This is a genomic window from Streptomyces coeruleorubidus (assembly GCF_008705135.1).
Lineage (GTDB): Bacteria > Actinomycetota > Actinomycetes > Streptomycetales > Streptomycetaceae > Streptomyces > Streptomyces coeruleofuscus.
In genome coordinates, this window is the sequence record NZ_CP023694.1 from 6,989,025 (window position 1) to 7,001,365 (window position 12,341).

The window sequence follows — 12,341 nt, forward strand, 5'->3', positions numbered from 1 at the left end:
GGGCATACCGCCCGGCCCGCGCCCCGCCCTCCCCTCGCCCCCACTCCCGACCCACCTCGCACACGCGCCTCACACGCCCGCGGACCGGGGCGCCGGGGCATGACCGCGGGCGCGGCGCCCGCAGTCACGCCGAGGGTGCCCGTGGCGCCCGGCCCGGCGCACCGCGGGCGTCCGCGGCGGGCCGGGCGTGCCCTCGGCCCCGCGTCCCCATGCCCGGCGTGTCCCTGCCCTGCCTCCCCGTGCCCGTGCGCCTCGTCGGCGTCAGCCGCACGTCAGCGCTGTGACAGCGGTCGGCGGCAGAGTCGATGTCGTGGGTCCGGAGCCGCAGGCGCGGCCCCGGCCCCGGACCCGCCGGCGCCGTCCCACGAAGGAGTACGCCCGCATGGCAGATACAGCAGCCCCGGTCCCGACCCGGGCACTGATCCTGGCCAACCCGGCCTCCGGCAGCCACAGCCCGGAACTGGTGGAACAGGTGCGCCAGTTGTGCGACTCGTACCTGGAGCGCACCGAGGTGCACCCGACCACCGGACCGGGTGACGCCACCGTCGCGGTGCGCAGGGCCCTCGAACGGCACACCGGCGCCCCCGACCTGGTCGTCGTCATCGGCGGCGACGGCACCGTCCGGGAGGCCGTCCAAGGCCTGGTGCCCGTCTCCGGGCGCGCCACGCTCGCGGTGGTGCCCGGCGGCACCGGCAACTCCGGCTACAAGATGCTGTGGGGCGACCGCCCCTGGACGGAGTCCCTCAAGGCGATCCTCACCGACTCCGGCATCGGCGGCAGCGCCCGCCCGCGCCGCCTGGACCTGGCCCGTCTCGCCGAGACCCGTCAGTACGTCTACCTGGGCGCCTGCTCCGGTGTGATCGCCGACGCGCTGATCACCGCCCGCGACCTGCCGCTGACCGGCCGCGAGCGGTACGCCCGTGCCTTCGCCGACACCGCCGCGGGCTACGCGCCGTACCCGGGCCGGGTCACCGTCGACGGGCGGGTCGTGCACGAGGGCCCGACCGTCCTCGCGAACGTCGGCGGCGGTCCCTACCGCGGCGGCCGGTTCAACGTCCTGCCCGACTCGCTGCTCGACGACGGCCTGCTCGACGTCTGCGTCATCGGCGACGGGATCGCCGCGGCCGACGTGCCGCGGCTGACCCTGACCGCCGCCCACATCGGCCACCCCGCCACGCGGTACGCGCGCGGCCGGACCATCACCGTGGAGCGCACCGACGGCCGCCGGCTGCCGCTGGAGCACGACGGCGAGTACCAGCACGGCATCGGCTCCACGGCCACCTTCGAGGTCCGCCCCGGCGCCCTCCCTGTGTGGGCGCCGGCCCCGGACCGCCCCGAGACCCCCTGAGACATCCAGAACCCCCGTCGTACCGCGCGCCTGGCGACGGCACGTCGGGTCAGCCGCACCAACGGAAACGAGGAGAACACGCATGAGCGACCTGACCACCACCGTCGACCGCTACCTGGCCATCTGGAACGAGGCGGACGCCGACAAGCGCGCGGCGGCCATCGCCGAGCTCTTCACCGCCGACGCCCCGTACATCGACCCGCTCGCCGCCGTCGAGGGCCACGAGGGCTTCGGCGCGGTGGTGGCGGGCGCCCGCGAGCAGTTCAAGGGCCTGACCTTCGAACTGCACGGCACGGTCGACGCCCACCACAACCAGGCCCGGTTCCAGTGGGGCCTGGTCACCGAGCCCGGCGCCGAGCCGATCGCGATCGGTTTCGACGTCCTGGTCGCCGACGAGGCGGGCCGCATCAAGGCCGTCTACGGCTTCCTGGACAAGGTGCCGGCCGCCTGAACCCCTCCCGTGGCGGCGGGAGCACCGGCCGACGGTGCTCCCGCCGCCGCTCCCACCCGCCCGGAGCGACCAGCCGCCGGCCTCGGCACGCCCCGGCCGGCGTACGGCAAGAGAGGTGCCTCGCGCCATGACGGCAGTACTCGGTGAGAGCGTGGCCAGGGCGCTGTGCGACGACTGGGGGAGCACGGCGCCCAGGCGTCCTCGCCGGCCCACCGACACCCCGCTGCGTGAACTGTCCCAGTGGGCGGCGACGCTGCGCCCCGAGCACATCCCGTGCCGGGTGCTGAAGCTCGCCGCCAGTCAGGTGCTCTCGCAGGCTGCATCCATCAGGGCCGGGCTCCAGCACCCGCTGGGACGGCGGTTGGTGGCGGCCTTCGGGCACCCCATGCAGCGCGACCCACGCACCGCCGCGGGCGTCTTCGCCGCCCTCGGGTCCTGGCTCAATCTCGACGACACCGCCTACGCCGGGCACCTGTCGAACTCCACCGTCGCGGTACCGCTCGCCTTCGCCTACACCCGCCGGCTCGACGGGCTGTCCCTGCTGACCGCCGTCGTCGCGGCCAACGAGTGCGCGGCCCGCATCACCGCCTCGGCCACCCTCGGCCCGCTGCGCGGCCAGAGCGCCGTGCACACGCACCTGGCGGGCGCGGTGGCCGGCCGGCTGCACTGCGACCGGGCCCCGGCCGCGCTCTTCGAGAACGCCTTCGGGCTGGCCTTCGCCATGCCCAACTGGCCCCTGATGCGCGCCTTCCTGGCCAGCGACGCCCGTCTGTTCAACACCTTCACCCCGGTGCGCACCGCCATGGACGCCTGCGACGCGGCGTACGCGGGGCTGCGCGGCGCTCCCGACATCGTCGAGCACGAGGACGGCTTCCTCGCCCGGTTCGCCACCGTGCCGCTGCCGCAGGCGGTGGCCAAGGGGCTGGGCCGGCGCTGGCACACCGACACGCTTTCCTTCAAGATGCACCCCGGCGGGCCGGGCATCGACGCGGCTGTGGACTGCGCCGCCGAGATCCACCGGGAACTGGGCGGCCTGCGGCCCGAGGACGTGGCCGAGGTGGTCGTCGAGGCGTCCCTGTACACGCTCTTCGCCGGTGAGCGCGCCGCCCGGTACGTCAACGGTCCGGGCTCTCCGCTCGGCGCCCTGGTCCTCGACGTGCCCTACCCCGTCGCGACCACCCTGCTCACCGGCGAGTTCACCGTGGACGACTTCTCCTCCCCGCACCTGGACGACCCGGCCCGCTGGGCGCTGGCCCGGCGGGTGCGCCTGGAGCACGACACCGAGATGACGCGCGAACTGTTCCTGTCCGACGCCCCGTTCGGCGAGGCGGTACGGGAGGCGGGGGAGCGTGCCGTGCCGTGGCTGCGCGGCTTCGGCGGGGACGAGCTGGTCGACCTGCTGGGCCCGCTGAGCGCCGACGACCGGGACTTCTCCCGTGCCACGAAGGCCACCGGTGCCCGGGTCACCGTCCGGCTGACCGACGGCCGTACGGTGTCGCGCACCCGGCTGATTCCGGTCGGTGCGGCCGGCCCGGAGACCCGGGTCCGGCACGCGGACCTGGTGCGGGAGAAGTTCCTGTCGGTCGGCGGCCCGCACGAGGTGTCCGACAGCGTGGACCGGCTGCACCGCATGCGGCCGGGCGCCCTGCGTCGCTGGATAGAGGCCGCCTTCCTGGACTGAACCGTCCGGCCCGCCGCCGGCCGGCGTGGCGGGTGCGGCCAACGGAGCGGTTCACCGGCTCCCGCCGCACTTTCCCGGCCACACGGTCCTACCGCGCCGGCACCGACAGCAGGGCGAAGGCGTCGAGGATCTCCTCGACCCGCTCCACGATGTCGGCCCGGTCGTTCTGCACCCAGGAGATGTGCTGGGCGCCGAACAGGGCGGAGACCAGGGCCCTGGCCAGGGCCTCGGGCACCGCCCTTTCCGGCAGCCGGCCCGCGGCCTGGCACTCCTGGAGGAGTTCGACGATCAGTGACGTGAAACCGACGTACGGGACCGGCATCTCCGCCTTGATGTAAGGACGTTCGATCTGCAGGCGCGCCCCCGCCTTGACGTAGACGTCGTCGCGGAACCCGCCCGCGGTGCGCAGCATCACGTCCACCACCGTCGAGGGCGAGGAGTGGTCGCCCTCGAGCGCGGGAGTGACGATCTCGTTGAGCCTGCGGTAGAACTCCTCCGTCACGGCGACCGCGAGGGCCTCCTTGTTGGAGAAGTGGAAGTACACCGCGCCCTTGGTCATCTCCGCGCCGTCGGCGATGTCCTTGATGGTGACGTTCGGGTAGCCGTGCCGGGCGAAGACCTCCGCGGCCGCGTCGAGGATGGTGCGCCGGGTGCGGATGGCGCGCTCCTGCTTGAGGTGCGAGGTGTCGTCGACCGAGGTGCCGCCGGAGATGCGCGAGGTCTGTGTCGCGTCGCTGTGTTCGCTCATGACGTCCATTCGTGCCGTGCCGTCCGCTGCTTTCGGTGGCCGGTTCGTGGGGGGATTGGGCCGGGGCACGTGCGGACGCTTCGCGGGTTTCGCCCCTCTGACCAGCAGGGATGACCGATCATCCGCTGTGCTCCGCCCGAGCCTTGCAAGATACCTTCCCGAAGGTATATTAATTTCGTGCCGAAGGGCGCCGCACGTCTGTTAGTTCGCATGGTCCTGGTTCTTCCAGTACGGGGGAGGCGAATCCCAGATGTCAGTCGTACTCAATCATCCCAGCATCCCTCAGGCGTCAGCAATGGTTCACGCCTGTGATTCGTTGAGCTTTGCACGTCCCGTGACGCGTGAGCTGGTGCACCGCAGCTCCGTCGCGGAGGTGTTCGTCACCGACGGTGCCCGTGCCGGTGACCGCGAGTTCGTCGTCGCCGCCCAGTGGCCGCGCGACCACGCGCTCTACCACCCGGACGAGAACGGTCTGAGCGATCCCCTGCTGCTCGCGGAGACCCTGCGTCAGGGGATGGTCTACGTCGCCCATCAGCACTGCGGTGTGCCGCTCGGCCGGCGCTTCATCGGCCGCGACATCGACTTCGAGATCACCGACCCCGCCGCCCTGCGGGTCGAGGGCGTACCGCTCTCGGTGTTCCTGGTGGGCGAGTGGACCTGGGACGGCGACGACGCGCGGGGCAGGAGCGGGGCCCGGATGGACTTCCGGCTCGTCGTCGGCGGCCGCGCGTGCGGCTGGGGCACCATCAGCATGCTGATGGTGGACGAACGGCGCTACCGCCTGCTGCGCCGGCTCGGCGGCGGCGCCTCGGACGCGCCGGCCACCTTACCGGCGCGGACGGCCGCCTCCGGGGCGCCGCGCACGCCCCCGCATCGGGTGGGGCGGCTGCGCTGGCGGGACTGCGTCCTGGAAGAGGCCGCGAGGCCCGACGAGTGGCGGTTGCGCGTGGACCGCGACCACGCGGTGCTCTTCGATCACCCCACCGACCACATCCCGATGATGGTGATGCTGGAGGGCTTCCGCCAGCTCGGCCACCTCAAGGTGCACGAGGCGTGCGACGGCCCGTTCGCCGACCTGTCGTTCGCGCTGGCCCGGACCACGGTGCAGTGCCTGGCCTTCGGCGAGTTCGACCGGCCCACCCAGCTGGTGGTCGATGAGTGCGCGTCGGGCGCCCGTCCGCAGGAAACGTTTCAGCTGTCCGTCTCGGCGGTCCAGGGTGACACCGTACTGGCCCGCGCACGGACTGCCTGGGCCTGCGTGGGCACCCGCCCGGCGGCGGCCGTCCCGGCCTCCTGGTAGCGGCGGCCCACCGGCCCGGACCCGGGGCCGCACGGTCGTCGGGGCTCAGGCTGACGCGCGTGTCCCCATCGCGCGCGTCAGCACGCCCCACATCGCGGCGACGCTGGGCCCGGACCGGTCCGGGCCCGCGCAGACGCCGGTCCACAGCGCGGTGCAGAACGCCGCGACGATGAGATCGGCCAGGGCGTCGGCCGGCGGTGCCCCGTCCCAGTGCCGTCCCCGCTGCACCTCGCCCACGAGTTCGAGCGCGATGCCATGGGTGTCGCTCAGGAGAGGAGCCACCGTGTCGGCCGCCCGAGCCGCCTCCACCTCCAGCCGCAGGGCCGCCTGCGCCCTGTGGTCGGTCTCGAAGAGTTTGCCGAGTCCGAGCACCAGGGCCTCCAGCCGGCTCGTGGCCGGCTCGGGCGAGGTCCTGGCCCCGTCCAGCAGCGTCCGCACGCTCCGGGACAGATGTTCCGTCAGCGCGGCGGCCAGCTTCTCCTTGCTGGAGAAGTGCCCGTACAGGGCGCCCTTGGTCAACCCGATCCGGTCGGCGATGCGCTGCAGGTTCGCGTTCACGTAGCCGTAGCGTGCGAACTCGTACGCGGCGGCGTCGAGGACGCGATCGTGCGTCCGAAGGGCACGCGCCTGCTTGACCACGCTGATCACCTCCTTCACCCCGGCCCGGTGGTGAAGGACCGGCCGAGAAAGATTCGTTCCCGAACGAATTCTAGTCGTGGAGTAAAGGAGAGCGATAGGTGAACCGGCGTCAAATCTGCACAGGCCAGGGGGCACAGGGTGGCGCGCCGCGGGCGCGCGGACAACTGGCGGGCGCCGTGGCCTCCGCCGCGGCACACGCGTCGGCGGCGGACGCCACCGGCCGGCTGTCCGCGGAGACCGTCGCGCTGCTGACCCGCGCCGGCTTCGCCCGTCACTTCGTGCCCGGGGGCTGGCACGGTACCGAGGGAACCTTCAGCGACCTCCTCGCCGAGGTGGCGGCCGTCGGCGAGGGATGTGCGTCCGCCGCGTGGTGCGCCGCCTTGTGGGCGACCCACGGCAGATACGCCGCCCACCTGCCCCTCGAAGGGCAGCTCGACCTGTGGGGCCGATCGCCCGATGTGCGGATCGCCGCCGGACTGCGGCCCTCCGGCTCGGCCGCCCGCTGCTCCGGTGGCTGGCTGCTCAGCGGCACCTGGGAGTGCGTCAGCGGGGTCGCGGACGCGGACTGGCTGCTGCTCGCGGCCCCGGAACCGGACGAACCGCGGTTACCTGGCGGCCGGTGCCGGCTCTTCGCCGTCCCCGCCGCCGAGATCCACGTACGGGAGACGTGGCGCAGCACCGGAATGCGCGGCACCGGCAGCCACACCGCGGTCCTCGACGGCCCGGTGGTGGTACCCGACCACCGCACCTGCTCGCTGTCGGACGTGCTGGCGGGCTCTCCCGGGCCCGGACGGTCCCGCTGTCACACCGCCCCGGCGTACCTGGGGACGGGACTGCTGCTGTGCGCGCCCGCCCTCGGGGCGGCCCGCCACGCCCTGCGGGAGTGGACCGCGTGGGCCGCGCGCAGGGGAGCCGGCCGGCCCTCGGAGCGCGCCACGCTCCAGCTGACGCTGGCGCAGTCGGCCGACGACATCGAGGCCGCCGAACTGCTGCTCGGGGACGCGGCGCTGCGGGCCGACTCGGGCACCCGCGCCGAGCGGGACGTGGCCCGCAACCGCCGGGTCGCGGCGGCCGCCGCACAGCACCTGGTCACCGCCGTCGAGCGGCTGTTCCGCGCGGCCGGAACCCACGCATGCGGCGGCTCGGGGCCGCTGGAGCGCACCTGGCGCGACGTCCACGTGCTGGCCGCGCACCAGGCCGTGCGCCGGGAGACCGCGGCGGCCCTCTACGCCGACTCGGTGTTCGCCGACTTCGAAGACCGTCCCGAGCAGGCGGCCGAGCTGCCGGCGGCCTGCTCGGCGGCCGCGCCCCGGTTCACGGCGCACTCCGCGCCGGCGGAGGTGGTCGCCGGTGTTCACTGACACCCGCAGCGGGCGCAACCGGTCCCCGCGACCCGCGACGCCGCCTCTCCGCCCCACACCCTCCCGGCCCGCTGCGCGGGCACGCCCCGAGGGCCCCCGCCGGCTGGTGTTCTTCGACGTGGACGAGACGCTGATCGGCCGCAAGAGCGGCCCGGACTTCCTCCGCGACCACTTCGCGCGGATGCACGGCGCGGACGGAGTGCGCCGGGCCGACGAACTGCTCGGCGCACTGGCCGGTCTGCCCCGCGCGGAGGCCAACCGCCGTTTCCACAGGGCCTTCCGGGGCTGCCCGGCCGCGGAGGCCGAGGCCGCGGCCCGCCGGTGGTACGGGGAGCACAGCCGGGCCGACGGCTTCTATCTCCCCACCACACTGGCCGCGCTGCGCCGGCACCGGGCCGAGGGCGCGTCCGTCGCCCTGGTCTCCGGCACCTTCCCGCCGCTGCTGGCCGTCATCGCCGAGGCGGTCGGGGCGCGGTTCGCCCTCGGCGCGAGACTCGAACGCTGCGGGCCGCTGCTCACCGGCGAACTGATCGGCCCCCCGGCCATCGGCGAGGGCAAGCGCACCCTGGTGCGCCGGCTCCTCGCCCGCCACCCCGACATCGACCCGGCCGACTGCTGGGCCTACGGCGACCACCCCTCCGACCTGCCCATGCTGCACTGCGTGGGGCACGCGGTGATGGTCGCCCCGGACGGGACCCACACCACCGTGCCACCGCACGCCGCCGGGACCGACGGAGGCGGGTGACCGCGGCGGACCGCCGTCCGGGGTCTCGGCGGCCTGGCCGCGGGGATCGGGGTGGTGCGGCGGGGCGGTGCCGGCGCCGCCCCTGAGGTGATCGGGCCGGGACACGTACGGAAGTCGATGGAGATCACCGTGACCCGCCCGGGAACAGGCGCTTGGCGTTGGCGGTGGTCAGGGAACGCCACGTGCCTCCTTCGGCCGGTGACTCGGCCGCGTCGACCGCCGCGATGTGGGCGTCGGCCAGTGCGGGAGGCGTCCAGCAGTAGTCGCTGCCGAACAGCACGCGTTCCGGTTCGGCGAGGTTCAGCAGCGCGGGGACCTGGCGGGGGAAGGCAGTGCCTGCCGTGTCGTAGTACAGGCCCCGCAGTTGTTGCACCCCGTCGGGCGCGGGGGGCCTGTGCGACATAGCCCCCCACTCCGTCGGGCGATCATCTGCTCCGCCCACCGGTCGACCCGAGCGCCACGAGGATTGACACCACACTGGCCGCTCGGGCAGTCCGGTCCGACCTGACGCACCTCGTGGTCCTGCTCGGTGGCCTGGCGGCGTCGGTGCAGTGGACGGACCGCCTGTCCGTCATGACGCTCGCTTGACGCTCGGGACGTCCGCACGCGGTCGGCCGGCCGAGAAACAAACCTGACCTGCTGTTTTGCAGGATGAGGCCGATCTTGGTGTTGTGGGTCGACTTGTTTTCGTGGGTGCAAGGGGTGGAGCACGTCGCATGCCGTACGAACGCCTCTGACCTGCGGCTCCGGTCATTGCCGGGAAGGCGGGCGTGTGCTGCCCCCGGGGCATCGCGGGGCAGCGCACGGCAGTCCTGACGCTCATGTGACGCTCGCGCTGATAAGGCGTCAGCCCATAAGCCCTACGGGTCTCTGTTACTTGTCGACCAGGGACATGTGGTGCTCGTTGTAGCGGTCGCCCTGCACGCCGATCCGGCCGGCCAATGCGTTCAGGTCGGCCAGTTCGTCGGCGGAGAGAGGAAGTTGAGTGGCGTCCGTGTTCTCCTCGACGCGGGACAGGCGCCGTGTCCCGGGGATCGGGACGATCGACGGGTGCTGGGCGAGGAGCCAGGCGAGGGCGACCTGGCCGGGTGTGGCGCCCTTGGCCTGGGCGAGCGTCGCGACATGGTCCACCAGAGCCTGGTTCGCCGTGCGGTTCCCCGCGGAGAACCGGGGGATGGTGGTGCGGACGTCGCCGTCCGTGAACGAGGTGGACGCGTCGACCGTTCCGGTCAGGAACCCCTTGCCGAGCGGACTGAACGGCACGAAGCCGATGCCGAGGGCCGCACAGGTGGGCAGCACCTGCGGTTCGGGGTCCCGGGTCCACAGCGAGTACTCGCTCTGCACCGCCGTAACCGGATGCACCGCGTGAGCGCGGCGGATGGTCTGCGCGCCGGCCTCCGAGAGCCCGAAGCAGCGCACCTTGCCCTCCTGAACCAGTTCACCCACCGTGCCGGCAACGTCCTCGATCGGTACGTCCGGGTCGACGCGGTGCTGGTAGAAGAGGTCGATCGTGTCCACTCCGAGGCGCCTGAGGGAGGCATCGGCCACGGCGCGGATCTGTTCGGGGCGGCTGTTGAGCCCGGCGGGCGCGCCGTTCTCGATGTGGAAGCCGAACTTGGTGGCGATCACCACCTGGTCGCGCAGCGGTGCGAGGGCTTCTCCGACGAGTTCCTCGTTGACGTACGGGCCATACACCTCTGCGGTGTCGAAGAACGTGACGCCGCGTTCGACGGCGCCGCGGAGTACGGCGATCATGTCCTTGCGGTCACCGGGATTGGGGCCGTAGCTCTGGGACATGCCCATGGCGCCGAGCCCGATCGCGGAGACGCGCAGGTCCCGCCCCAGCGTTCGTGTGTGCATTGTTCTCCTCCTTGCCGGTCGACCCACTCGATGAGCCGAGTGGGTCTGTCCTGTCGAGTCGGACCGTCAGTTGCCGTGGTCGAAGGTCAGGACGATGCGTTCACGCAGGGCGCCTTGTTCGAGTCGTATGTGCGCGGCTCCTGCGTCATCCGCGTCGAAGGGCAGGGCGGGGCGCAGGGTGATCGTGCCGTCTTCGGCCTGGTCGCGGAGCCGTACTGTCGCGTCGCGGTCCCGGTCCCGTTCCCGCACGTTGAGGTGTTTGACCGTGATGCCGCGTCCTGGGTCGCCGTCCCAGGAGCGCAGGATGCCGATCTGGCCGCTGTCCCGGACGGCGGGAGCGATCTGTTCGTGCAGCAGGGCCGCGTCCGCCACCGCGTCCACCGGGCCGCCTAGTTCCTTCAGTGCGCGCTCGGCGATGCCGGGGCCGCGGGGCACGAGTGTCTGCGCGCCGAGTGAGCGGAGCAGGTCCGCGTCGTCCTCGGCCGCGACGGCTACTACGTGCAGGCCCTCTGCGACACCGAGTTCGACCAGGTAGCCACCGACCGAACCTGCCGCGCCGGTGACCAGGAGGGTGGCACCCGGGGGCAGTCGGAAGGCGTCGAGCACGTTGCGGGCGGTGAGCGCGTTGTTCAAAAAGCCGGCCGCCGCGGCGCTGGACGCGCCGGTGGGGGCCAGGACCACTGATCGTGCGGAAAGGGCGAGATATTCGCTGTAACCGCCGCGGCTGCCCAGATTGTCCACGAACCCGACGACGTAAGCACCGGCCACCAGGCCCCAGCGGGGATTCACCCCGCTGCCGACCTCCTCGATCGTGCCGGCGACCTCCATCCCGGGGACGAACGGGGGCGTCTTCCCTTGGTACATCTGCCGCAGCTGCCCGGAGCGGAGCATCGCGTCGACGGGGTTCACACCGGCGGCGAGGACCCGTACCAGCACCTCCTGTGTTCCGGGGCGCGGGTCGGGAAGCTCGAACGGCCGCAGCACTTCGGGGCCGCCGTACTCGCTCAGTCCTATGACTTTCATCCGGGAGTTTCCTCACGTTCCTGTGTTCGCCGCGATGTTCGGCAGAGAGGTGAATTACCGCGTGGGCGACCCACGCCGTAATTCACCGTACCCAGTGTTCAAAGTGGGGAGGGGGGAAGGATTTTTCCCAGGTTCGGTTTCTCCCCCTCCCTTACAGATTCGTAGGCTGCCGTCAGCGAGCCGGCGGGCGGTCTGCGGCGCTCATGCCGGTGGCAAACCGAGGCGTGTAGTGCGCTTCGAGCCGGGTGGTCTCTTCGTCCGTCAGGCTGATGTCGAGGGCCGCGGCGGCGTCCGCCAAGTGGTGTGGCTTGGATGCCCCGATGATCGGGGCGCTGACCACGGGATTCGCCAGGACCCACGCGAGTGCGACCGTAGCCATGGACACGCCGCGTGCCTGGGCTACCGACTGCACTTCTTCGATGATCTTCCGGTTCGACTCTTCTTCGACGAAGAGGCGCCCGTATGCGGGGTCGGTCTCCGACCGTCGGGTCTGCTCACCCCAGGGCCGGGTGAGCCGGCCGCGCGCCAGCGGGCTCCATGGGATGCTTCCGACGCCCTGATCTGCGAGCAGGCCGAACATCTCCCGTTCCTCTTCACGCATGAGGAGGTTGTACTGGTCCTGCATGGACACGAACCGCGTCCACCCGTGCAGATCAGCGGTGTACTGCAGCTTGGCGAACTCCCAGGACAGCATCGAGGAGGCGCCGATGTAGCGCACCTTGCCCGCCTTGACGACGTCGTGGAGGGCCTCCATCGTCTCCTCGGCGGGCGTCTCGTGGTCAAGTCGGTGGATCTGGTAGAGGTCCACGTAGTCCGTACCGAGCCGGGTCAGGGACGCGTCGATCTGCTCCATGACCGCCTTGCGGGACGTTCCGGATCCCCCTGGACCGGAGTGCATGGGGTAGAAGAGTTTGGTGGCGAGCACGATGTCCTCGCGGCGCGTGTACTTTTTGATCGCGCGCCCGACGATCTCTTCCGAGCTGCCGAAACTGTAGACATTTGCGGTGTCCCAGAAGGTGATGCCCAGGTCGACGGCTTGTCGGAATATCGGCTCCGATTCCTCCTCGCTGAGTGCCCACTTCAAAGCGTTCGCTGAATCACCGAAGGTCATGCAGCCGAGCGCGAGGCGACTGATAACGAGTCCTGAGGTTCCAAGTCGTGTGTACTTCATGGCGGTATCGAATA

The 12,341-nt window shown here is 72.0% G+C and carries 12 protein-coding genes; 6 read left to right on the top strand and 6 right to left on the bottom strand.

The annotated features are described in order from the left end of the window. Positions 1–382: 382 nt before the first annotated feature. From CP976_RS32340 to CP976_RS32350, 3 genes are all read left to right on the top strand, one after another. Positions 383–1,348: a diacylglycerol/lipid kinase family protein gene (locus tag CP976_RS32340; protein ID WP_150483474.1), complete on the top strand. Its 966-nt coding sequence runs from the start codon at positions 383–385 to the stop codon at positions 1,346–1,348. Between the two features lie 82 nt (positions 1,349–1,430). After that, positions 1,431–1,799 carry a nuclear transport factor 2 family protein gene (locus CP976_RS32345; RefSeq protein WP_030234889.1) on the top strand — a complete coding sequence of 123 codons (369 nt, stop codon included), beginning with the start codon at positions 1,431–1,433 and terminating at the stop codon, positions 1,797–1,799. A 127-nt stretch (positions 1,800–1,926) separates the two neighbouring features. Beyond that, positions 1,927–3,480, top strand: coding sequence for an MmgE/PrpD family protein (locus tag CP976_RS32350; RefSeq protein WP_190146838.1), 1,554 nt, complete (start codon positions 1,927–1,929; stop codon positions 3,478–3,480). Between the two features lie 88 nt (positions 3,481–3,568). Here CP976_RS32350 and CP976_RS32355 read toward each other — a convergent pair whose 3' ends face one another. Continuing rightward, positions 3,569–4,228 carry a ScbR family autoregulator-binding transcription factor gene (locus tag CP976_RS32355; protein ID WP_229875325.1) on the bottom strand — a complete coding sequence of 220 codons (660 nt, stop codon included), beginning with the start codon at positions 4,226–4,228 and terminating at the stop codon, positions 3,569–3,571. A 334-nt stretch (positions 4,229–4,562) separates the two neighbouring features. On the opposite strand from CP976_RS32355, the gene CP976_RS32360 reads away from it, so the two are divergent. Continuing rightward, positions 4,563–5,528 carry a ScbA/BarX family gamma-butyrolactone biosynthesis protein gene (locus CP976_RS32360; RefSeq protein WP_150483476.1) on the top strand — a complete coding sequence of 322 codons (966 nt, stop codon included), beginning with the start codon at positions 4,563–4,565 and terminating at the stop codon, positions 5,526–5,528. 45 nt (positions 5,529–5,573) lie between these two features. On the opposite strand, the gene CP976_RS32365 is transcribed toward CP976_RS32360, so the two are convergent. Next, complete coding sequence (locus CP976_RS32365) at positions 5,574–6,167, bottom strand: TetR/AcrR family transcriptional regulator (protein ID WP_229875324.1); 594 nt, start codon at positions 6,165–6,167, stop codon at positions 5,574–5,576. A gap of 98 nt (positions 6,168–6,265) precedes the next feature. Between CP976_RS32365 and CP976_RS32370 the strand changes: the two genes are divergently transcribed. Both CP976_RS32370 and CP976_RS32375 read left to right on the top strand, forming a co-directional pair. After that, positions 6,266–7,528, top strand: coding sequence for an acyl-CoA dehydrogenase family protein (locus CP976_RS32370; RefSeq protein WP_229875322.1), 1,263 nt, complete (start codon positions 6,266–6,268; stop codon positions 7,526–7,528). Continuing rightward, the gene (locus CP976_RS32375; RefSeq protein WP_229875321.1) at positions 7,518–8,273 is read left to right on the top strand and encodes an HAD family hydrolase; all 756 of its coding nucleotides are present in this window, start codon (positions 7,518–7,520) and stop codon (positions 8,271–8,273) included. Before CP976_RS32370 ends, CP976_RS32375 begins: the two co-directional genes overlap by 11 nt. A gap of 124 nt (positions 8,274–8,397) precedes the next feature. Here CP976_RS32375 and CP976_RS32380 read toward each other — a convergent pair whose 3' ends face one another. The 4 genes from CP976_RS32380 to CP976_RS32395 form a co-directional block, all read right to left on the bottom strand. Next, positions 8,398–8,676, bottom strand: coding sequence for an amidohydrolase family protein (locus CP976_RS32380; protein ID WP_150483478.1), 279 nt, complete (start codon positions 8,674–8,676; stop codon positions 8,398–8,400). Between the two features lie 470 nt (positions 8,677–9,146). Beyond that, the gene (locus CP976_RS32385) at positions 9,147–10,133 is read right to left on the bottom strand and encodes an aldo/keto reductase (protein WP_150483479.1); all 987 of its coding nucleotides are present in this window, start codon (positions 10,131–10,133) and stop codon (positions 9,147–9,149) included. A gap of 66 nt (positions 10,134–10,199) precedes the next feature. After that, complete coding sequence (locus CP976_RS32390) at positions 10,200–11,156, bottom strand: NADP-dependent oxidoreductase (protein WP_150483480.1); 957 nt, start codon at positions 11,154–11,156, stop codon at positions 10,200–10,202. 172 nt (positions 11,157–11,328) lie between these two features. Next, positions 11,329–12,327 carry an aldo/keto reductase gene (locus CP976_RS32395; RefSeq protein ID WP_150483481.1) on the bottom strand — a complete coding sequence of 333 codons (999 nt, stop codon included), beginning with the start codon at positions 12,325–12,327 and terminating at the stop codon, positions 11,329–11,331. Positions 12,328–12,341 lie beyond the last annotated feature (14 nt).